This is a genomic window from Flavobacteriales bacterium, assembly GCA_021739695.1.
Taxonomy (GTDB): Bacteria; Bacteroidota; Bacteroidia; order UBA10329; family UBA10329; genus UBA10329.
Genome location: JAIPBM010000004.1, coordinates 23,501 through 48,862 on the forward strand (window position 1 = coordinate 23,501; position 25,362 = coordinate 48,862).

At 45.1% G+C, this 25,362-nt stretch carries 5 protein-coding genes; all 5 read left to right on the forward strand.

The window, feature by feature from the left end; genetic code table 11:
* Positions 1-75 precede the first annotated feature (75 nt).
* The 5 genes from K9J17_03300 to K9J17_03320 all read left to right on the forward strand — a co-directional run bounded on the left by K9J17_03300 (position 76) and on the right by K9J17_03320 (position 25,301).
* Complete coding sequence (locus K9J17_03300) at positions 76-8,607, forward strand: T9SS type A sorting domain-containing protein (GenBank protein MCF8275738.1); 8,532 nt, start codon at positions 76-78, stop codon at positions 8,605-8,607.
* Between the two features lie 107 nt (positions 8,608-8,714).
* The gene (locus K9J17_03305) at positions 8,715-10,544 is read left to right on the forward strand and encodes an FG-GAP-like repeat-containing protein (protein ID MCF8275739.1); all 1,830 of its coding nucleotides are present in this window, start codon (positions 8,715-8,717) and stop codon (positions 10,542-10,544) included.
* A 147-nt stretch (positions 10,545-10,691) separates the two neighbouring features.
* Positions 10,692-16,958: an HYR domain-containing protein gene (locus tag K9J17_03310; protein MCF8275740.1), complete on the forward strand. Its 6,267-nt coding sequence runs from the start codon at positions 10,692-10,694 to the stop codon at positions 16,956-16,958.
* Positions 16,959-17,059: 101 nt separating this feature from the next.
* On the forward strand, positions 17,060-20,389 hold the full coding sequence (locus K9J17_03315) for a T9SS type A sorting domain-containing protein (GenBank protein ID MCF8275741.1): 3,330 nt from the start codon (positions 17,060-17,062) through the stop codon (positions 20,387-20,389).
* A 127-nt stretch (positions 20,390-20,516) separates the two neighbouring features.
* Positions 20,517-25,301, forward strand: a complete 4,785-nt coding sequence (locus K9J17_03320) for an HYR domain-containing protein (GenBank protein ID MCF8275742.1) — start codon at positions 20,517-20,519, stop codon at positions 25,299-25,301.
* Positions 25,302-25,362: the final 61 nt, after the last annotated feature.

A 25,362-nucleotide genomic window follows, 5' to 3' on the forward strand; every position in this document is an offset into this window, starting at 1 on the left:
GACATGAAGAAATATTTTACTTCTCAGCTATTTTCTTGTAGCCTCGTTAGCGTTTTTAGCTTTTTATTGTTGACTATGACCGCTTCTGCTCAGCAGCCATGTAACATTTGGTATGTTGCTCCTGGAGTTGTGAATTCTGCAGGAACTCCTGATAATCCGACCAATATAGAAAATGCAATAGCTGGAGTTACAGGAACGCGATATTACCTGAAGTTGAAAAACGGAACGTACAATATCTCGTCCATCATCGAATTACCGAATAATGTGATCATCGAAGGTGGTTATGATGTTGTTGGAGGCGAATGGGTAAAGACCAGTAATCAGGTCACTAACCTTGTTTTTAGTGGGGTTGAACAGGTAGACAATGACACGCGACACGTAATTGGTATGCGCTCAGCCAGTAAATCCGGTTGGATTCTTCAAGACTTAACCATTAGCACAACCAATGCTTCAGGAAACAGTACTTCAGGAAATGGCACTACCAATTATGCTCTTTATGTCGCGAGTAGTTCTAACTATAGCATCATTCGTTGTGTGATTGATCCAGGGAATGGTACCACAGGATTAGGAGATAATAATTCTGGAACATACAATTCGTCATGGGATGGAGGAAATGGAGGAAATGGAACAAACGGTGGAAACGGGTCCAATGGTGAATGTGATGGAGGAACATGTGATCGAGGTGGCGATGGTGGAGTTGGAGGAAATGGCGGAAGTGGAGGTTCAAGCCCTATTGGGAATACAGGTGGTGCTGGAGCTGGAGGTGGCGAAGCTGGTGCAGGTGGCGATGAAAATTGTGTTGGAGCCGATGCGTCTTGCAGCGGACACAGCCGAACATCCTGGGGACAGAATGGATCACAAGGGTTGAACGGTGGAACTGGAGGTACAGGCGTTGGTCCAGGAGGTGCCGGTGGTGGACAAGGAGCCAGAGGTTGTGGCGGTCAGGGTGAGGAGGATAATGGAGACAATGCCGCAGCAGGCGGGGCTGGAAGCAATGGAACTGACGGGTCAACTGTTGCATCATCTCTTTCTACATATTTCATTCCTAGCTACGGCACCGATGGTGGCGGTGGTGGCGGTGGAGGCGGAGGCGGAGGCGGGGGCGGTGGCGCCTGGGATGCTGGCGGCTCTTTAGGAAATGATGATGGTGGCGGTGGCGGCCATGGCGGTGGCGGTGGTGCTGGTGGTGGTGGTGGTGCCAAGGGAGGCCGCGGTGGCGGTGGCTCTTTTGGTCTATATATCGCTTCTAATGGCGTTGGTTCTGTGATTGATGATTCTCAATTGACAACTGGAACTGCTGGTTCTGGTGGTGCTGGAGGTACTGGAGGACTTGCTGGATCCCGAGGTTCAGCTTCAACTTTCTCTACTTCTTGTGGAGATAACGCTGGTTCAGGAGGAGACGGTGGAATCGGAGGTACTGCTGGTAGAGGAGGAAATGGTGGTGCTGGAACAGCTGGAACTGCTTACTATTTTGGGAAATATCTCGGTAGTAACCCAACTTTTCAAGGAACTACTGTTGGAGCTGCTTCTAATACTGCTGGAGCTACGTATGGTTCGGTACCTAATGCGACCAATATTGCAGTAAATTATCAGAATGCGCAACCATGTACTAATTCAGAAATAGTGATAACCAAAGGTTCGGGCTCATGGGCCCTTCCGTCTGGCGCTCATTTCGTCAACAACCTGACTTCGAGTACATCTCAGTGGAACTCTGGCTCATCTCCGGCAACTGTTTACTTCGATAACAGTGGAGCTTACGACATTACCGCAAATGGTGGCACATACAGCAGTTTTGTGAGGGTTATAACCAGTAGACCACTTCCAGTGATTTCTACATTGCCATCATCAATTTGTGTTGGGTCCACGGTAAGTTTGGCTACGGCAACAAGTGCAGATCAATATGAATGGTTAATTTATAACGATAATCAAGGTCCAAACGGAACACTTATACTCAATTCTGCAAGTCAAAACCCAGGGGTAAGTCCTCCATTAAGTACGGCAGGAACGTATTGGGTTCGATTACGAACTAAAACTGAATGCTGTGGATGGTCAATTCCGGTGTTTCAGCAGGTAATTGTACACCCTTTCCCTTCAGCTCCTACGCTTACTAGTAATACACCGCTGTGTGCTGGAAGTACACTACAGTTGAATGTAACGGCCCCTATTGGTGGAGCTACATATAACTGGTCTGGCCCAGAATCTTTTTCTACAACCGGAACAAACCCAACAAGACCTAATATTACGCTTACTCAAGCCGGTGCATATACCGCAACAGTAACTGTTAACGGTTGTACAAGTTTAACAAGTGGTTCGACAACGGTTGTTGTGAATCCTATTCCGGTACTCACTGCTACCAACAATGCTTCTACAATTTGTAGCGGAACCAGTACATCAATCAGTCTCAATTCTACTGTTGGTGGTTCCACCTATACGTGGAATACAAGCGTTTCAGGTTCCATAACTGGAGCAACAAATGCATCAGGATTTTCTGGATCTTCCATTTCTCAGGTGTTGACCAATACTGGAACCACACAAGGAAGCGTTACATACGACATCTATCCGACAGCGAATAGTTGTGTTGGTAGTACACAGACAGTAACTGTAAACGTCAATCCGCTACCTGTTGGAACCATCTCTGGTACGACCACAATCTGTGAAGGAGATGCAACCGATCTGACCTTCAATTTTACAGTCGGAACGGGACCATTTTCGGTTCAGTATACCGATGGTACAACTACTTATACATTACCGAGTATATATGATGGTCATACCGTTTCGGTTTCTCCATCCACATCTACGACTTACAATATCACGCAGATATCTGATAATAATACGTGTGTCAATGGTGTGATTTCCAGTTCTGCTATCATCACGGTAAATCCTGCTCCCAACGGAACGATGTCGGTTGTAACTCCGATCTGTTTCGGTGAACAAACAACTATCACGTTCAATTTTACGAGTGGAACCAGTCCGTTCAATATCAATTTCACGGACGGGGTAACTAACTTCTCTCTCACAGGTGTAAATGATGGAGATACTTACATGGTAACACCACCAACCTCTGTGACGTACTCTTACACGTCAATCACAGATGGAAACAGTTGCGCCAGAACAAGTGGATTTGCTGGGTCAGCGCAGGTCATCGTCAATCCACTTCCAACGGTAAGTTTTACAGGTTTGGCTTCGGATTATTGCGAAACTGGAGCGTCAGTAACGCTCACGGGAAATCAAGCTCCTGGAGGAACTTTCTCTGGAACGGGAGTGACAGATCTTGCCAATGGAACGGCCACGTTCAGCCCTGGTGCAGCTTCAATCGGCAACAACACGGTTACTTACACTTTTACAGACATTAATACGTGTACCAATTCAATAGACCAAATTGCTAATGTTGATGAGCAACCTGTTGCTAATGCTGGTGCTGCTGGAAATGAGTGTGATCTAGATTTCACGTTCGCGGCTGTTCCAACAGTCGGTTTAGGTTCTTGGACACTGGTAAGTGGAGCTGGTAATGCATTTTTCTCAAATGCAAGTTCTCCAACCTCTTCGGTTCAAGTGACGGCATATGGCACTTATGTGTTTGAATGGCGTGAAGTAAATGGTGAGTGCTCAGATAGTCAGCAGGTCACCGTCAATTTCTATCAGCAACCAACCGTGACCTTAGGTGCTGACAGAGACGAATGTCAACTTACTTATAGCCTGACACCAACCACGAATATTTCGGTCACATCGTATCAGTGGACGCAGATATCTGGTCCTACTGCCGTTATTGTTGATGACGCTGCGCCAGTTGCATCAATCGTTACTAGCGGTACTCCTGGCGTTTATGTTTTTGAAGTTACAGTGACCGTCAACGGATGTTCCGCGTCTAGTCAGGTGGCCATCACACAAGTTGTTGCTCCTATAGCAGACGCTGGATCCGGAGGCGATGAATGCGATCTCAACTTCAATTTGAACGCCACGCCAAGCGTAGGAGTTGGAACATGGACACAAACAGGTGGTCCAGGTTTCGTGAATTTCATACCGAACAATCATACGGCTAATGCCACAGTAACGGTATCTCAATACGGTAATTACCAGTTTACTTGGACGGAAGATTTACTTAACTGTTCTGATGCAGCTTCCATTACAGTCAATTTCTATCAGCAACCTGTTGCTAACCCAGGTAGTGGTGGAAATGAGTGTGATCTTGACTTTGTATTCAGTGCGGTTCCAAGCGTTGGAAATGGAACTTGGTCGCAAGTAAGCGGACCTGGTACATCTAGCTTTGTTGATGCAACCAACGCTACCACTACTGTTGCCGTTTCATCAATTGGTCAATACGTGTTCCAATGGGAAGAGGTGAACGGAACCTGTTCCGATGCGGGAACAGTCACTGTCAATTTCTTTGAACAGCCGGTTGCCAACGCAGGATTTGGCGGAGGTGAATGTGACCTCGATTTTCAGCTCGGAGCAACCCCAAGTGTTGGTGTTGGTGGTTGGACTGCTTCAGGCCCAGGAACGATAACCTTCAGTCCGAGCGCGAGCGATCCGAATGCTGTTGCTACTGTTTCTGCTTATGGCATCTACATTTTCACGTGGAGCGAGGATAACTTCGGATGTACTGATAATGCAAGTATCACCGTCAATTTCGATCAACAGACGAATGCAAACGCTGGTATAGGTGGTGATGAGTGTGATCTCAATTTTACATTCACAGGCTCGCCAAGTATTGGAACTGGAACTTGGACAGCACAAGGTCCAGGAAATGCGTTCTATAGCAACCCTAACAGTCCAACGGCCACGGTTACTGTTGATACTTATGGTTCTTATCTCTTTACTTGGACAGAAACAAATGGTAATTGTACTGCGGTTGATCAAGTAAGTGTAAACTTCTATCAACAACCAGTTGCTAATGCTGGCCTAGGAGGTCAGGAATGCAATCTGAATTTTCAGTTCGCTGCTATTCCTAGTGTAGGAAACGGTCTTTGGTTACAGACAAACGGACCTGGTGCATCAACTTTTGTAGTTGATTCAGACCCGAATACAATTGTTACGGTTGATCAATACGGAACGTACACTTATACTTGGACTGAGACGAATGGAGTTTGCTCAGATAATGCAACAGTTGTTGTTGACTTCTACGAGCAACCAGTGGCTGATGCTGGTACTGGAGGTGACGAGTGTGATCTTGATTTCGTGCTTAACGGAACAGCTTCAGTTGGGGTTGGTCTTTGGACTGCCTCTGGACCTGGAACAGCAACGTTCTCGGATGATCTGGATCCGAATTCAACGGTAACTGTTTCAACATATGGAACGTACACTTTCACATGGACGGAGATCAACGGAACCTGTTCAGATGCAGCTTCGGTTACGGTTCATTTCTATCAACAGCCAGTAGCCGTTGCCGGTCTTGGAGGAGATGAGTGTGATGTTAACTTTTTAACTTCTGCGGTTCCGAGTGTTGGAACGGGCATGTGGTCTCAAACATCGGGTCCTGGCAACTCAACTTTCAGCAACGCAAGTTCTGCGATAAACGTAATTACGGTTGATACTTACGGGACGTACGATTTTACTTGGACAGAAACCAATGGTACCTGCGTTGATTTTCGCAGTATGACCGTTAATTTCTACGAGCAACCTAATGCTAACGCAGGATTAGGTGGAGATGAATGTGATTTGGACTTCACTTTGGCTGCAACTGCTAGTGTCGGGACTGGAGCTTGGACCTACACTGGACCAGGTACAGCTACATTCGGTTCTCCAACTGCAGCAAGTACGGTTGTTACGGTTTCTCAGTCTGGTGCTTATACTTTTACTTGGACAGAAACCAATGGTGTTTGCTCTGACGCAGACGCTGTAACTGTGAATTTCTACGATCAGCCGGTTGCTGATCCGGGAACTGGAGGCGATGAGTGCGATTTGAATTTCACATTCAATGGCACTGCAAGCTATGGCACAGGTGTATGGACGTACACTGGACCAGGAACCGCTTCATTCACAAGTGCTAGTAGCGTTACGTCAACCGTGACTGTAAGTGCTTATGGAACGTATGTGTTCACTTGGACGGAAACCAACGGAATCTGTTCAGACAACGCTTCTGTTACAGTAAACTTCTATCAGCAGCCAGTAGCAAATGCGGGAACTGTTTCAAATCAGTGTGACCTAGACTTTACTTTCGGTGCTGTTCCAAGCATCGGGGTTGGAACTTGGACGTACACAGGCGCTGGTAACGCCACTTTTGCGCCAAGTGCCAATGATCCTGCAGCAACAGTTACTGTTGATGCAACAGGTTCATACACCTTTACTTGGACAGAAGATAACAACGGTTGTACATCAAGTTCTTCTAGAACAATCGCTTTCAACGCACTGCCTACAGTTAGTTTTAGTGGATTGGCTGCACAATATTGCGTGAGCGTGACTTCACAGCAACCACTTGTTGGAACTCCAAGTGGAGGAACATTCAGTGGATTAGGAATAAGCGGTAACTCGTTCATTCCAAGTGCGGCAGGTGTTGGCACCATTTTCATCACTTACACTTATACAGATGTGAACGGATGTACAGATAGCGAAACACAGTCGGTTGATGTTAATGGACTTCCAACTGTATCGTTCAGCGGCCTTGCAGCAAGCTACTGTGAAGACGATGCAGCGCCTTACGTTCTAACTGGTTCTCCTTCAGGAGGTGCTTTTGTTGGACCAGGAATGGCAAGTGGCTCATTCACGCCATCAGTTGCAAACAACGGCACTCACAACATTACTTATACGTATGTTGATGCCTTCGGCTGCACAAGTTCTGATCAGCAGACCACGGTGGTTAACGAACTCCCTGTGGTGTCATTCACTGGGCTATCCGCTACTTATTGTGAAGATGCTTCGAACGCAAATCTTACTGGAATTCCTGCTGGCGGAACGTTTGCCGGTCCTGGAATTGTAGGAAATGCATTCAGTCCGGTGGCAGCTGGCGTAGGAACACACACCATCGTTTACAGTTACACAGACGGAAACAGTTGCTCGAATACCTATTCTCAGCAAGTTACTGTTAATGATGTTCCGCTTCCAGCCATCAGCCCTTCTGGAAACATTGAGATCTGTGCTGGTACTAGCGTTACGCTTGATGCAGGAAACGGATACGTACAGTATTCTTGGAGCACAAACCAAAACGGTCAATCCATTTCTGTGAATACCGCTGGAAGCTATCATGTCACAGTTACAACTGCTGGAGGTTGCGTAGGGACTTCGGCTGATGTTACAGTGATCGTCAATCAATTGCCGGTTGTTGATCTTGGTCCTGACACGGTGATCTGTACTGGTCACGTATTGACGTTGGATGCAGGAAATGCTGGATCATCTTATAGCTGGTCTACATTTGAAATCACCCAAACGATCAACGTTACGACTTCTGGTTTATATGTAGCCAATGTGACCGATCAGAACGGTTGTGTTGGAACAGATAACGTAGCTGTAACTGCAAGTGATCTTCTTGATCCGATAATCGTTGCAAATGGACCGATAACTTTCTGTGCTGGTCAATCAGTAGTGCTGGATGCTGGAGCTGGATATGATAGTTATCTCTGGAGCACAGGTGCTACTACGCAAACCATTACCGTTAGCGGTGCAGGTCTTATTGAAGTAGAGGTAATGGATCAATTTGGTTGTGGCGGAACAGATGACGAAGTTGTTTCAGTTCTTCAATTGCCGAATGCGGTTATTCAACCAAGTGGACCGATTGCGATCTGTAGTTCAGATACGATTACGCTTTCTGCAAGCAACACATTTGCTGCTTACAGCTGGAATCCTGGTGGAGCAACCTCAAGTTCCATTGATGTTTGGCAGTCTGGCTCTTACTCGGTAACGGTTACAGATCCGAACAATGGTTGTGTTGCAACATCCAATGTTGTTCAGGTAACAGTCAACAATTCAGCGCCTCCTGTTATTGTAGCCAGTGGTTCTGTTCAGTTCTGCGATGGTGGAAGCGTTAGTTTGAGTGTTGCGCCTGGTCCATACAACTCGTATCTGTGGACAAGCGGTTCAACAACCCCATCAATTGTGGTTACAGAAACAGGAGATTACGGAGTAACTGTTCAGGATGCGAATGGCTGTACGGATAGTACGCTTTTGGGTAATCCGCTGCATGTAGAAGTTTGGGATCCACAACCAATTGCTGTACAGCAAGGTGATAGTATTGTTGTTACCAACGGACCATTCGATCAATATCAGTGGTACTACAACGGTGGACCAGTTCCTGGAGCAACAGGACCGGTCATTCAACCAGCTCAAAGTGGTAATTACACAGTTCATGCCTGGGATTCGCACGATTGCGAGGGTGTTTCGTTCAACGTTGAATTCACATTCACTGGAATCGTTGATGTGAATGATATTTACGACATCAGTGTTTATCCGAACCCAACAAGAGGTATGGTTACGTTGGTTGCCGACTTCGGAAAATCAGTTGATCTGGTAATGTCATTGAAAGATGTGACAGGCAGAAGCATCATTGTTCCTGAAACGCTCAATAATGTTTCTTCCATCCGAAGAGAAATTGACCTCGAAAGTCTATCAATGGGAGTTTACTACTTGCAATTGGTGACTGAAGAAGGCATGGTTGTCAAGCCGATAATTAGAGACTGATAGCCGTTTGGTGTATCAATGAAATTTGAAAGCGGGGTTCAGAAATGAACCCCGCTTTTTTATTGGTTTAGTTTCATCTGATAAGATGTTCGTATTACCTTCAATTCATGAAACATCGTTTTTGGATTTTCATTTCCTCCTTGTTTGTAGTCTCATTACCTGCAACCGGACAAGTTCTTTTTGAAGAACTTTCTGGTACTATGGGTATTACTCACATGCACCGGTCATTCAAATATTTGGGTGGAGGAGTTGCTGTTTTTGATTTCGATAATGATGGCTGGCAAGACGTATATCTTACTGGTGGACAGAATTCAGATAAACTGCTTCATAATTTGGGAAATGGCCAGTTTGAAGATGTGACCATCCAGTCCGGCATCGGTGCTTTTTCGCAGACTTTCACGTTTGGGGTGACAACAGGAGATATTGATAACGATGGCTATCGCGATATTTTGGTGACAACTGAATTTGGAAGTCAAAGTATCATGCTTCGCAATCAGGGTAACGGAACGTTTACAGCATTGCCTAATGCAATAAATGATGGCACAACTTGGAAAACGGCCGCTTCTTTTGGGGATGTAAATAATGATGGGTTGCTCGATGTGTACATAACTTCCTATGTTTTTCAATCGGGTTTTATACAAGATGGAGTAGGAACGGTTATTGGGTTTGCTCACGATTGTAGTCCTAATATGTTGTTCTTGAACAATGGAAACTTGACGTTTACGGATGTTTCAGGTACTTATGGAGTGAATAATGAAGGCTGCGCGTTAGCAACTGCATTTACCGATTTTGACAACGATAGGGACATGGACCTTATGTTGGCTAACGATTTTGGAGCATGGGTTCAACCAAGCGCACTATTTGAAAATGAATTACCAATAGCGCAACTAGCGGATATAAGTGTACAGTCCGATATGGACCTATCGATTTACGGGATGGGAATAGCCATTGGCGATTATGATAAAGATGGCGATCTGGATTATTACCAGACCAACCTAGGCAGAAACGTGCTGAGTCGGAATGACAATGGATGGTTTGCAGATGTAACCACAGAAGCAAACTGCGAAAATGATTCGACAGGACAACTACTGAATACAAGTTGGGGAAGCTTCTTTTTTGATGCCGATAATGATTCGTGGCCTGATCTGTTTGTGTCAAATGGAGAGATCAACTCGGCCGATATCATTGCCAATGTATTGAGAGACCCGAATAAGTTGTTCCTCAATAATGGAGACGGCACTTTTACAGATATATCGGATGTGGCAGAAGTTTCATCTACCCTGAGGGGAAGGGGAGCCGCCTATGGCGATTTTGATAACGATGGTAGGCTGGACCTATTTGTAAATAATATTCACAAGGATAACGATTCGACCCATTTTGAATATTACCATAATATATCGGAAGTTGGAAACTGGATTGCATTCAAACTCCACGGAACTCAAAGTAATAGAGATGCCTTCGGTTCACACATCCGTTTGGTTCAGAATGGAGTATCCGTGTTAGCAGAAGTTGATGGTGGTTCTTCTCACGCTTCGCAGAACTCATCTGTTGTCCATTTTGGGCTTGGTGAAAATACAGTGGTTGATTCTGTCATCGTCAGTTTTCCAAGTGGCATCGATCGCATATTCACAAATGTGGAAGCAAACCAGATTCATCAAGTGTATGAGGATATCACCATAGGTGTTCACTCAAATGCTGATGAGTTTGATGAATTAATTGTGGTCAATACTGGTTCAAACCCAATAATCAGATCGTCTAGATCAAATGAAGTGTCGATTGCGTTGTTCGATATTTCAGGACGGATGGTTCATTCAGCAAGTATCCACTTAGACAATGGAGACAATCTCATGCAATTGCCCGATTTGTCATCAGGTGTTTATTTACTTCGCTTGACAACGAGATCGATACATACTACAAATCGAATATTCATCAAGTAATTGAATCGTTGCCTTCATATTGCAGATGATTCGCTTAGTTATTTCAATTGATCGACTAACGGAGGCGTTCGTTCGATTTAATGTATATTTTTACTGATCTGGCACTTTTATGACAATTGTCCGAAAAAATTATTTGAGACCATTCACATGAAGAACATTTATTCATTTCTATTCGTTTTCACTGCCTTTGCAAGTGTCTCGAGTGCTCAACAAGTGACTCAGACTTGGAGTGCACCAAGTTCGGTTACTATCGATAATGTAGGGAACTATGGCTACTCGGCTCCCGCGGTTACATTCAATCAAGGGCAGTTTACCTCAGGTTGCCGAGTATCTGATGTAGATGTGATTATCAATTGGGCGAAGACAGATGGAACTTGTTCTGCGCCAACTGGCGGTAGTTCTTATCACGAAGAAACAAGCTTTAGGATTGATGGGCCAACAGGGAATGAGGTTTTGGCTCAACCTGCTACTTGGTCTGGTAATGCCACGACCAATAATGTTATTACAACCTTCAATCAAGGGTCCACCATTCCATCTGGAACGCCCGCAACTGGAACTTATGGTCCGAACAATGGAAATCTTGACAATTACATTGGTGATGTGCCGTTCGGTAATTGGAATTTAAGGGTTGGTGACAACGATATTGACGATCCGGTTTGCTTGGTGTCCTATTCTGTGAGAATTACGACTTCTACAGATACGGATTCTCCCGTTTTTACTTCCGCCCCATCAAATTTCAATGTAAATACGGATCCAGGTAACTGTACTGCGGTTGTCACCTGGCCAACTCCGGTAGCTACTGATCAATGTTCGGTTACCTTATCGCAAACAGCAGGTCTTCCAAGCGGAAGCGCTTTCCCGATTGGAACATCTACTGTAACCTATCAGGCGGTTGATCCTTATTCACATGTCACTACACATTCGTTTACAGTTACGGTTACAGATAATCAAAACCCAACTGTGGCCTGTCCTGTAAACCCTAGTGCCAATGCTCCAAGTGGAAACTGTGCAGCTAACGTGAGTTTCACAACCCCAACCCCATCTGATAACTGTCCGGGTGCTACCGTAGCTCAAATTGCAGGCCCAACAAGCGGTTCGAGTTTCCCTGTTGGAAACACTACTGTTACGTTCCGAGCAACAGATGCTGCTGGCAACACAGGTGATTGTTCTTTTCAGGTTGAGGTTCTCGATATTGAAGACCCTGCTATTAGTTGCCCAGCAAACATCAATACTGTGTCTACCAATGGTAGCTGTGGAGCTCTGGTTACTTATTCTACACCTGTTGGAACTGATAATTGTTCTGGTGTGCAAACCGTCCTCACTGCAGGTTATCCTACTGGATTATCCTTTCCGTCAGGAACTACAACGGTCACATACTTGGCTATTGATGCATCAGGCAATCAAAATGATTGTTCATTTACGGTAACAGTAGATCCTGTGCCTAATGGAACACTGTCTTTGCCTCCTACATCTGTATGTCAAGGAAATCCAACTGACATCACATTCACTTTTTCCTCTGGTTCTGGTCCCTTTAATGTTTCGTTTACAGACGGTATTTCAGTTTTCACTGTCAACGGAGTTCAAAGTGGCGACACGTACACGATTGTACCGCCAACCTCCGTTACTTACAGCTATACTTCTATTCAAGACGCAACAGGTTGCGCTCGAACCTCTGGGTTTTTGGGGACAGCATCTGTTGTAGTAACGCCTATTCCGGTAGTTAACTTTAGTGGATTGGATCAAGTTTATTGTGTGTCTGATGCCGATGTGACGCTCACGGGAAATCAAAATGGAGGTTCATTCTCAGGTACTGGAATTGCTCCATTAGGTACTGGTACTGCGACTTTTAGCCCTTCTGGTGCAGGGCCAACTGGACCGTACGATATAACATATGAATTCACCGATATAAATGGATGTACTGATTCTCAAGTGCAACAGGTTTCGGTTGACGCTCAGCCTGTAGCAGATGCTGGCGCTGGTGGTGATGAGTGTGATCTGGATTTTACTTTTTCTGCTGTTCCAACAGTAGGTGTTGGAACTTGGACAACGGTCAGTGGTCCTGGATTGCCATTTTTCTCTGACATCAATAGTGCAACATCAATAGTGCAAGTTTCTGCGGTTGGTACTTATGTTTTCAGATGGACCGAAGTAAATGGCGAATGTTCCGATTTTGATGAAGTTACGGTCAATTTCTATCAAGTTCCATCTCCAAATCCAGGATTTGGAGGAGCTGAGTGTGACCTGAACTTTCAATTAGGGGCTACGCCAAGTGTCGGTGTTGGCACATGGTCAGCAATTGGTCCTGGAACAGCGACATTTACTCCAGATGCCAACGATCCAAATGCGGTGGTTGATGTTGATACATACGGGACCTATTCTCTGATATGGACCGAGGACAACAACGGCTGTTCTAATTCAGCTTCTATTTCTGTGGTCTTTGATCAACTGGCAGTGTCGAATGCCGGGTCAGGTGGCGATGAGTGCGATTTGAATTTCACTTTTTCTGCAGTGCCAAGCGTAGGAACGGGAGTTTGGACAGCAACAGGGCCTGGTGCTGTTACGTACAGTTCTCCGAATAGTCCTACAGCCACCGCTACGGTAAGTAATGACGGAACATACGTGTTCACTTGGACTGAGACCAGTGGTAATTGTGTTTCTGTAGATCAGGTAACCGTAAATTTCTATCAACAACCAGTTGCGAATGCAGGGTCTGGTGGAGATGAATGTGACCTTGACTTTGCTTTAAATGCAATCGCTAGCTCAGGTACTGGAACATGGACGTCATCTGATCCTGGAAACACAACATTTTCGAATGCATCAAGCCCTACATCAACCGTATCGGTTTCACAATATGGCACTTACGACTTTACTTGGACAGAGGTCAATGGGACTTGCAGTGACGCTGCAACTATAACGGTTAATTTCTACGAACAACCAACCGCAAATGCGGGATTGGGAGGAGACGAATGTGATTTGGATTTCACTTTCACTGGTGTCGCTTCTGTCGGGGTTGGACTTTGGACTTCTGTTGGACCTGGAACGGCAAGTTTTACAAACGATCTTGATGCGACTACAGATGTTACTGTATCGGCTTATGGAACTTACACCTTCACTTGGAATGAGATCAATGGAACCTGTTCAGATGCAGCTTCCGTTACCGTTAATTTCTATGAGCAACCAGTGGCCGATGCTGGAACTGGCGGTGATGAATGTGATCTGAACTTCCTGTTAGTTTCTACTCCGAGTGTTGGTCTAGGTGTTTGGTCAATTACCAGCGGACCTGGAGTTGCAACGTTTAATAATGCAGTTTCTCCCGTTTCTCTGGTAACCGTAGATACGTACGGCTCTTATGAGTTTACTTGGACAGAAACAAATGGAAGTTGTTCGGACGCATCAACAGTAACTGTGAACTTTTACCAGCAGCCTGTTGCAGATGCTGGAAATGGAGGTAACGAATGTGATCTTGACTTTGTGCTCTCGGCAGTGCCTAGCTATGGAAATGGATTGTGGACTTCTTCTGGACCAGGTTCTGCTTCATTCCTTGATGATGCTGATCCGAACACCGCCGTTACTGTTACTCAATCAGGAGCTTACACGTTTACTTGGACTGAAACGAACGGTTCTTGCGTTGATTCGGATGATGTTCAAGTTAATCTCTACGATCAACCAGTTGCTGATGCTGGGCAAGGAGGTGATGAATGTGACCTTAATTTCACTTTTTCGGGAGTATCTAGTTTTGGTACAGGAACATGGACCTACACTGGTGCTGGAAATGCCTTTTTCAGCAATGCAAATAGTGCGACTGGAGCTGTTACTGTAGATACGTACGGTTCGTACGATTTTACATGGACCGAGGTTAACGGAATATGTTCGGACGCAGCTACAATTACTGTTAATTTCTATCAACAGCCGGTAGCCAATGCTGGTAATGGAGGTTCAGAATGTGATCTTGACTTTAACCTTAATGCAACTGCAAGTGTGGGTGTAGGAACTTGGACTTTCACCGGACCAGGGTCTGCTACCTTTTCTCCAGATGGAAACACACCAAATGCAATTGTCACTGTGGATGCGACTGGACAGTACACATTTACTTGGACGGAAAACAATAGTGGATGTTCTGACTCTGAGGATGTGATTGTTGTCTTCAATCCGCTACCAGTTGTCTCGTTCTCTGGTCTTTTGCCAAATTACTGCATTGATCAAACGTCTCCTGTTGCTTTGACCGGGTCGCCAGCTGGAGGAACCTTTTCAGGTCTTGGCATTAGTGGAAATAGCTTTGTGCCTTCTATAGCTGGAGTTGGAACAATTTTTATCACTTACACTTACACAGATCTAAACGGCTGCACGGATAGCGAAACTCAAGCTGTTGATGTAAATGGACTTCCAGTGGTATCTTTCACGGGATTGTCTATGGCTTATTGTGAAGATGACGCGACCTCTTACACTCTTACAGGTGTTCCTGCCGGTGGAAACTTCAGTGGTTTAGGAATAAGCGGAAATGACTTCGTGCCTGTAAACGCGGGAGCGGGAATTCATACCGTCACTTACACTTACTCCGACCCATTCGGATGTACGAGTTTTGAAGACCAATCGGTCACTATCAATGAACTTCCGGTCGTATCGTTCACTGGATTGGCTGCTAGTTATTGTGAGAATGCTTCAAATGCTTCTCTGGTTGGGAATCCCGTTGGTGGAACATTCTCCGGAACAGGAATTATCGGAAGCGCCTTCAGCCCAGTTGCTGCTGGTGTTGGTCTTCATACTGTTACGTACACATATACTGATGTGAATGGCTGTACAAATAGTATTGATCAGCAAGTACAAGTAAATGACTTACCGCTTCCTGTCATTACACCTGGAGGTGTTTCAGAGATATGTGCAGGAAGCAACCTTGTCTTGAATGCTGGAGGTGGTTATTCGGTTTATAATTGGAGTAATAGCACGAACGGCCAAACCACTACGATCACCCAAGCTGGATCGTACAATGTGATCGTGACTTCAGATGAAGGGTGTTCTGGAACATCGGCTCCAATTCAAGTAGTCGTTAATCAGCCACCTGTGGTGGATCTTGGAAATGACACAACGATATGTACTGGTCAAGTATTGAACTTGAATGCTGGTAACAATGGAGCTACATATTTATGGTCAACAACGGAAATCACTCAATCAATAAATGTGACAACCACAGGAGCATTTACAGTTCAAGTAACTGATGGAAATGGGTGCATTGGAACGGATGACGTGGCCGTTACTGTAAGTAATCTTTTAGATCCTGTAATTGTTGCCAGCGGGCCACTGAGTTTCTGCGATGGAGAGAGCGTAACGCTTGATGGTGGCTCAGGATATTTTACCTACCTCTGGAGCACGGGAGAACAGACATCAACTATCGATGTCAATACATCGGGCGTAGTAGAACTTCAAGTTTGGGATCAATTTGGTTGTGGCGGAAGCGATGAAGCAATAGTGTCCGTTCTTCAGCTACCTAATGCTGTGATTTCTCCAGCCGGGCCAATCGCAGTTTGCAGCGGTGATTCGGTTGTTCTCTCTGCTAGTTCCAATTTTGCCAACTACGACTGGAGCCCAAATGGTGAGGGAACTTCTTCCATAACGGTTACTCAATCTGGGACTTATGCAGTAACTGTTCAGGATCCGAATAATGGGTGTGAGGCGACTTCTTCTCCTGTTCAGGTAACGATAAACATTTCTATTCCACCTACAATTGTAGCTAGTGGTGCCACTGAATTTTGTAATGGAGAAAGCGTAAGCTTATCGGTTCAGCCCGGTCCATATAATTCATACTTATGGTCCACAGGTTCAACCACTCCGTCAATTGTTGTAACTCATACTGGGGACATTTCAGTCACTGTACTTGATGCCAACAATTGTCTGGACAGTACTCTACTCGGAAATCCAATTCATATAGAAGTTTGGGAACCGCAGCCAATTGCAATGCAGCAGGGAGATAGCGTAGTTGTGACTAACGGACCGTTTAATCAATATCAATGGTATTTGAATGGAGGTCCTATTCCTGGAGCTACTGCAGACGTTTATGTCCCGTTGGTAAGTGGGAATTACTACGTTGAAGCGTGGGATGAAAATGGTTGTACAGGAACGTCTTTCAATGTTGAGTTCACATTTACTGGAGTCTTCGATTTGGAAAGTTTGGTAGACCTTGAACTATACCCAAATCCGACCAACGGAACTTTTACATTACAAGCTGAATTAGGAATAAACACTGATGTTACGCTAGCGTTACGAGACGTAGTGGGACGAGAAATCATGGTGCCAGAATATATTTCTGGAGTTTCCACAATTAGAAAAGAATTCAATATTTCACATCTTGATGCAGGCGTGTATTTTGTACAATTGTCAATGCCTCAGGGTGTTGTTGTAAGGTCTGTGGTAAAGAATTGAAATTCCTCGTTGAGGAACAGATGGTCAAATTGAAGGTGTCAATAATTAGTATTGACGACAGTTCGTTGTACTTTTAGCAGATTAATTATAGCCTCAAATACATGAACAAGTTTGTATCAGTCTGTTTATTCCTGTTTATTTCAGCTTCGTCTTTTGCTCAGTCAAACTGCGACTTTTGGTATGTGTCCCCTACGGGAGCGGGAACATTAGGAACATCTGACCAGCCGGTCACATTTGCATATGCACTTGCAAATGTGACACCAGCTCGTAACCATATCAGGGTACTTGGCGGAACCTATAGCTTTTCGGATAAGATTCTCCTTGTTTCTGATGTCACTATTGAAGGAGGCTATCAGATAAGTGGTTCAGATTGGGTTCTTTCCAGTAATGTGAATACCAACTTTAACGTGATTCCACCATTGGAAACCGTTAACATTGGTGGAACCGATGTTGGTCACTACGTAGGAGTGGAAGCTTCTGGTTTAACAGGATTCGTTTTACGCAATTTGACTATAAATGTAAAATTAGCTGGGGCAACTGGAACAACGGATAACAGAGGAAGAAATATTTATGGACTGTACTTGGATGGAAGTTCAGATTATACCATTTCACGGGTTGTTGTTAATACGGGCGATGCTTCAGACGGAGCAGGTGGAGTAGCAGGACAAAATGGGCTTTCAGGCGCTAATGGCGATCTCGGTCAACAAGGAAATTGTGATGGTTGTTTCTTCCCATGGTGCAATGCTGGAGCTGGAGCTCCTGGAGGCGCGGGTGGTCTTGGCGGTGGTGGAACTGCTGCTGGTCAAGATGGCACTGGTGTAAATGGTGGCGGAGGTGGAAAAGGCGGCAATGGAGGTGTAGAAGGATCCAATGCTGGTCAAGCAGGACAAGAAGGTGGTGGAGTTGCTAGTTCTCCCGCTAATACAACAGGGGGAGGAACAGCAGGAGGCGGAGGAGATCCAGGAGGTGACGGAGCGAACGGAAGTGCAGGAGCAAATGGAACTGCTGGAGCAAACGGTGCAAGCTCACCTGCTGGTACGGTTTCAGGTGGGTTTTTCATTCCCGGGGCTCAGGCCAGTGCTGGTGTGAACGGAATTGCTGGAAAAGGCGGTCGCGGTGGCGGTGGCGGTGGCGGTCAAGGCTGCTCTCTTTGTGATGATGGACCAGGAAATGCAGGTGGTGCTGGCGGTGGCGGAGGTCAAGCTGGAACTGGAGGAACTGGTGGTTATGGTGGTGGCTCCACATATGGGGTTTTTGCTTGGAGCAACGGTTCTAACGGGAACATAATTGATACAGAATTGAATCCAGGTGCCGCGGGTGCTGGAGGTGCAGGTGGACTAGGAGGAAGTGGAGCTGCTGGTGGAAATGGGGGAAATGGGGCAACGGCTTGTTCCTCAGAAATTGGTGAAGGTGGGGATGGAGGTGCAGGAGGCTCTGGTGGTTCAGGCGGCAACGGTGCTTCTGGAGCTAGTGGTGTTGCGTTAGCATCCGCATCAACTGGAACGGCACTAAATGTTTTAGGGACTACAGTTCCATCAACCTACAGTCCTGTTACGGTTTTTCAAAATCAAGGATGTACGAATTCTGAAATTACGATCTCTAAAAACGGTGGAAGTTTTGATCTCACAGGAATGGGGAATGCACAACTGGTCAATGATCTTGACTTGAATACCAGCAGTTTCACAATTGCTTCAAATAATGTTGCCGTGTATTATGGAACAACGGGTCAGCAGAATGTAGTGATCAGCGGAACAGTTTATAACGATTACATTGATATTGTAACTTCTAGACCATTGCCGGTGATAGAGGTTTTAATGAATAGCCTCCCTGTTTCCAGCCTCTGTGTCGGAGCGTCAGTTGACCTCAATACGCCTACAGTTGGTGCAAGTTATGAGTGGTCGATTGTGTCTAGTGCAATCGGTGCAGTACCCACAGGTGGAGCTTCGTCTACAAGTAGCTCTCATACCTTTAATTCGGTTGGAACTTTTTATGTGAAACTTCGGGTAAAGGATGAATGTTGCGGTTGGTCAATTCCAGTATATCAGGAAATAACGGTGACTCCCGGGCCGACCGTTGATCTTGGAATCGAGGATACAACCATTTGCGGACAGAACACGATAACTTTCGATGCTGGAATAGGCTTCAACTCGTATTCTTGGAGCCCTTCAGGAGACACAACTCAAACGTTAACGATTGACAACACTGGGATTTACACGGTTTTTGTAACCGATGCCAACGGTTGTGTAGGACAAGATCAGGTGCAAGTTGGGGTTAGTGAACCACTTAACCTGGTGGTTATTCCCGATGGTCCTACTTCATTCTGCGTAGGAGGCGAGGTTACATTAAGCTCTGATGCTGGATTTGCTACATATCTTTGGTCTGACGGAAGCACCACAGCTGATTCGCTTACGGTCACTCAATCAGGAGACTATTATGTTATCGTGGAAGACGATCTAGGCTGCACTGGCATATCGCAAATTGTTCAAGTGAGTGTTAATTCGCTACCAAACGCGGCCATAAATGCGCTTGGACCATTGTCGTTTTGTCCAGGAGACAGCGTAATTCTTGCTGCCCCGGTTGGATACGTTGGTTACGAGTGGTCATCCGGTTCTTCAAATGATAGTATTGCTGTGAATTCAGCTCAGCAAGTAACGTTGACAGTAACAAGTGCACAAGGATGTGTCAATAGCTCTTCTGTTGATGTAAGCATCTATCCACAGCCTAGTCCTCAGATATCGGGTGATGGACCGTTTGAGTTTTGCACAGGTGAAAATGTTGTTCTCAGTGTAGGTTCGAATTATTCCTCTTATTTGTGGTCGAGTGGTTCAACCAGTCAAACTATTACGGTAACAGAATCTGGTCTGTATGGAGTGAGCGTGATTGACTTGAATGGTTGTGTAGATAGCACATTACTTGCCACACCGGTCTCTGTGACCGTATTCGAGCCTCAACCAGTGATTGTTCAATCAGGGGATTCGCTTATTATTACGAATGCTGGCGATTTTGGGGCAATTCAATGGTATTACAACGGAAATCCAATCTCGGGAGAAAATGGATCCGTTTACGTCATTACGTCAAGTGGAAATTACACAGCATCAGGGACTGATGATAATGGATGTATGGGCTTTTCGCCAAACTACGAGATGACGTGTTGTGTTGGAATCGGAGAGATAAATGACTTAAGTTATTTGAACATTTATCCGAATCCAACTTCGGGCATGATTACGCTCGAGGCGGAATTTGTCAATGAAACGGAAGTCTCGATCCTCATATTTGATATTGCTGGAAAGGAAATGATTGCATATTTCTTCGGTACTCCCGTTTCGAGCGTTCAGAAGTCATTCGACTTGAATACGTTGGCATCGGGCGTTTACTTTTTGCGGGTTACAACGAACAATGGAGCAATCGTTCACCGAATTGTCAAAAAGTAAGAAGGGGCTTTTATCAGATCCCCATGATTTTAAACACCTTGTTGAATTTGTTGTGAGATATGTTCAACGAGAAGAAAAAACATTAATTTCGTTCACTTATCAACTGTGAATTTTAGGCAACCCCGATATGAAAAAAATATTACTGTTCATTTTTGCTGCTTCTATTTGTTCTGAGACTGCTTTTTCTCAGATTGAAACAGTTTCTAGATCTTTCTACAACGCAAGTTCGGTCTCAGTCGATAATCAGGTCTTCCCATTGACCCCTGTCTCTTTTGCTTCAACTGACTTTACTACTGGCTGCGTGGTTTCTGATGTTAATGTTGTGATTGAATGGGCCAAAACAGCAGGCACTTGTACTGCGCCTACTGGAGGTAATTCTTTCCATAATGAGACTAGCTTCAGAATAGTTGGCCCAACTGCCACTCAAGATCTTGCCGTTGCTGGAACCTGGTCTGGCGCTGTTTCGACTACCTCGGTCACCACCACGTTTAGTGATGGAAATGCTATTCCTTCTGGAACTCCTGTTACTGGGACTTTTGGGCCCAATGCAGGCAGTCTTGCGGTTTATAATGGTCAATCTCCTTTCGGTTCGTGGCATTTAGAAGCTGGTGATAACAATATAGGTGCGCCTCTTTGTATTACTTTTTATGAAGTTCAGGTGAGCGTGGATGGTGACGTAACTGCTCCTCTGATAACACTTCCTGCTGATATTACCGTAAATGCAGACCTAGGTTCATGTACCTCAACGGTTAGTTGGACACCTGTGACTGCAACTGACGCATGTACTGCAACATTAACTCAATTGAGCGGTCCAACGAACGGTGGCTTGTTCACAACAGGGGTGACTCCTGTTACTTTTCAAGCTTCTGACCCTTACGGGAATATTGCTACTCAAAGTTTTAACGTAACTGTTATAGATAATCAGAATCCAACTATCACTTGTCCTGGTACTGTTTTCGCGGGATGCAATACGGTGGTCAATTATCCACTTCCAATTGCGTCAGATAACTGCTCGGGGGTTACGTTAAGTTTAAGCTCTGGTCCAGCAAGTGGCGGAACTTTTGCTCCTGGAACGACAGTAGTAACATATGATGCAGTTGACGCTTCTGCAAATGTGGCTTCTTGTTCATTCAATGTTGTTGTGGATGTTCCTTCTACCGATCCCACATCAGTCACTGCAAGTACCACTGCGGTTTGTTCTGGTGCACCTGTAACACTTTCCGTTAATGGCGGAACATTGGGAACCAATGCCCAATGGTATTGGTACATTGGAAGTTGTGGAGGTCAGTTGGTTGGTGCAGGACAGAGTATCACAGTAAATCCATTGTCCACTGCAAACTATTTCGTTAGGGCTGAAAGTTCTTGTAATAGTACTGTGTGCGTCAACGTACTTGTGAATGTAACTGCCGCTCCAACTGTAGGTTTCAGTGGAATTACAAGTCCAAGCGCATGTGGAGCGGCTGATGGTACTATAACGGCAGTTGGTAGCGGTGGAACACCTCCTTATACGTTTGTCTGGAGCAACGGATCGGTTGGTGCTACAATTGTAGGACTTGCTGCAGGTCCTTATGAGGTTGAACTCATTGATCAAAATGGATGTACTGATTTTTCGTCAGTTTCCTTAAATGATCCAGGTGCATCGGTTGTATCTGTTGTAAGTAGTGATATCGATAACATAATTTGTGTGGGAGAGACTGTAACGTTTACCGCTTCGGGAGCATTTCAATATCAGTTTTACGTTAATGGCATTCCAGTTTCAACGCAAAATCCATTTGTAACTAATGCGTTGCAAAACGGAGATAATATTTATGTGACAGGTACGGATTACAATTTCTGTACTTACACAACGCAAGGACTTGCGATGACCGTTCATGATAATCCGCTGATTGACGAAACTGTATCTGACCCAAGTGCGTGTGCAGCTTCTGATGGCACTGTAATTACGAGTGTTTCTGGAGGATTACCACCTTATACATACTTGTGGAGTAATTCTGAAACTACACCAAACATTTCTGGGCTACCAGCAGGACCATATTTTGTGACCGTAACAGATAATCGTGGTTGTTTTTCCAACGAAACCTATGCCTTGAATGATCCAGGTGCTGCCTCTGTAACGTTAGCAAGTTCAGAAGATCCTAACAACATTATTTGCGCTGGAGAGTCAATCACATTCACTGCATCTGGTTCTGTTACCTACAACTTCTTTGTTGATGGACAGTCAGTTTCCACTACTAATCCGTATACGACCACCGCTCTTACTAATGCTCAGTCAGTAGCAGCAACAGGAACGGATGCGAACAACTGTACTGCTACAAGTAATATCATTTATCCGACCGTCAATCCAGGTCCAATTATTTCGTTGATTTCCAATGATACCGATAACGTGATTTGTGTTGGGCAAAGCATTTCGTTCTTCGCTTCAGGAGCACTTTCGTATGAATTCTTTGTTGATGGTGTGTCTCAAGGACCAGCTAGTTCCACAGCAGTCTTTGTAGCAACTGCTCTTGTTGATGGGCAAGTTGTGACTGTTGTAGGTACTGATGGCAATGGTTGTGACGTTGAAAGTACTGGCATCACGGTTACAGTTAACCCTAGCCCTACAATTGCAATAACCAGTAGCTCTGATCCTACTTCTTGTGGTGCAACAGATGGTGCGATTACTGCTGAAGCTAGTGGTGGAACCCCAGGCTACACTTATACTTGGAGCAATGGTGATGTTGGTCCAACGGTTGCGACTCTTAATGCTGGCAATTATTTTGTGTTGGCGACTGACGATGCTGGATGTACTGCAGCTACAAGCGCATCTCTAAGTGATGTTGGCTCAAGTCCAGTTACTCTGGCTTCAACAGCTACAAATAGCACAATATGCGGTGGCGAGTCGGTAACGTTTACCGGAACCGGAGCAACTACGTATGTATTCTTCGTAAACGGTCAGCAGGTTACCACAAACAATCCATTCGTTACAGATTCCTTGATGGATGGCGATATCATCGCAGTGATGGGATTGGACACACAACTTTGCGCTGCTACCAGTGCACCTGTTACCTACACGGTTCATCCCGAGATTCAGATCGGCATATCTTCTCTTCTCAATCCGAGTACTTGTGGAGCTTCTGATGGTCAGATAAATACAATTGTTATTGGGGGTGTTCCAGCTTACACATATGCTTGGTCTAATAGTTTCACTACTGCGAATGCGATTGGGGTTCCTGCTGGAGCTTACTCTGTTACGGTTACTGATTCTAATGGATGTGAATCAAGTGATGCTGCTTCGTTAAGCGACCCAGGTACCCTTAGTGTTTCTTTGGTTGCAAGCCCGTCCGGTCTTATCATTTGTGAGGGGACGGAGATTGAGTTTACTGCAGCGGCAAGTAGTGCTAGCACGTTCGAGTTTTTCCTTGATGGAGTTTCTGTTGGATCAACGAATCCATACCTGAACTCAACGCTAGTTGATGGGCAGACAGTGGCCGTTACTGGCACAGATGTGAACAGCTGTACTGCGACTAGTCCAGGTTTGACGTATCAGGTGCTTCCTAATCCATCTGTAACCTTGGCGTTCTCGAATCAAGCGTGTTCGAATGGTGCCGAAATAGAATTTGTAGAGGGGTCTCCAGCAGGAGGTACTTATACGGTTGTCTATAATGGATTCCCAATTATCGGTGACCTTTTCTTCCCAGACCTTGCTGGTCCAGGAGCTATCAATGTTGATTACACGTATACAGCTGCAAATGGTTGTTCAACTACTGCTTCAGATGATTATATCGTTTTACAAGCACCGCAGGTTGATTTAGGTAATGACACAACTGTTTGTAGCATTACACTTGATGCAGGTATCGGATACAACTCTTATGATTGGACAAATACTGGAGAAACAACCCAAACAGTACAAGCTAGTGTGACTGGTATTTACGAAGTAACTGTAGTTGATGGCAACGGTTGTATTGGGGGGGATCAGATAGCAGTTATAGTTAATCCTATTCCTGCGCCTGTGATATCTGGAGGTGTTCAGTTCTGTATTGGGGATTCTGCTTATCTAACTACGGATCAATCATATTCAAGTTATGATTGGTCGACCGGATCTACCACCTATGAAGAGGCAGTATATACTTCGGAGACGGTAACGCTTACAGTAACTAACCAATATGGTTGTGTTGGAACAGCACAAGTGGTTACTGTTATGAATGAGCCTCAACCAGGTGCAGTGATCACTTGGGATGGACCATTGGAATTCTGTGTTGGTGAATCTGTTCATTTGGACGCAGGACCTGGATATGCATCATACCTCTGGAGTCACGGTTCTACAACACAAGTTGTCACTATCATTGAATCAGGTCAGTATTACGTGGTTGTTTTGGACGGAAATGGATGTATCGACAGTTCGATGGTTGCAGATCCGGTTATCGTTACTGTTACTGACCCAGAGCCTATCGTTCAAGAGTCTGGCGATATTCTGACCATGACCAATGCCACTGATTTCAGTACGTATCAATGGTATTTGAATGGAGACCCAATTCCTGGTGCTACTGGTGCTACATATGACATTGCCGGTACAGGTAGTGGAAACTATTCCGTTTGCGTAGTTGATGCTGGTGGTTGCGAAGGATGTTCCTTTAATTATGAGATGTCATGTTGTGTAGGGATTGAAGAAGCGAATTTTGATGGTAACGTTAATGTTTATCCAAATCCGAATAATGGGCTGTTCACTGTAGAGGTTGACTTGGTTCAGCAAATGAACCTCAGCATTGGATTGTTCGATGTGATCGGTAAGCAGATTTGGATGGACGATGCAATTGGAAACACAAGCCAAATGCGTAAGCAATATGATCTGAGCGAAATGCCTGATGGTGTTTACTTCTTGAGAATTCGCGCTGACAATCAGACTACTGTTGTAAAACTCATCAAGCAACAGTAAAACTTGAAGTTGTATAAAAGAAAAGCCCCGCTATTAGCGGGGCTTTTTTAATTGACGTAGA

Coding starts and splice junctions, on each gene's coding strand:
- K9J17_03300 (MCF8275738.1), top strand. CDS start 76: ATGACCGCTTCTGCTCAGCAGCCATGTAACATTTGGTATGTTGCTCCT.
- K9J17_03305 (MCF8275739.1), top strand. CDS start 8,715: ATGAAACATCGTTTTTGGATTTTCATTTCCTCCTTGTTTGTAGTCTCA.
- K9J17_03310 (MCF8275740.1), top strand. CDS start 10,692: ATGAAGAACATTTATTCATTTCTATTCGTTTTCACTGCCTTTGCAAGT.
- K9J17_03315 (MCF8275741.1), top strand. CDS start 17,060: ATGAACAAGTTTGTATCAGTCTGTTTATTCCTGTTTATTTCAGCTTCG.
- K9J17_03320 (MCF8275742.1), top strand. CDS start 20,517: ATGAAAAAAATATTACTGTTCATTTTTGCTGCTTCTATTTGTTCTGAG.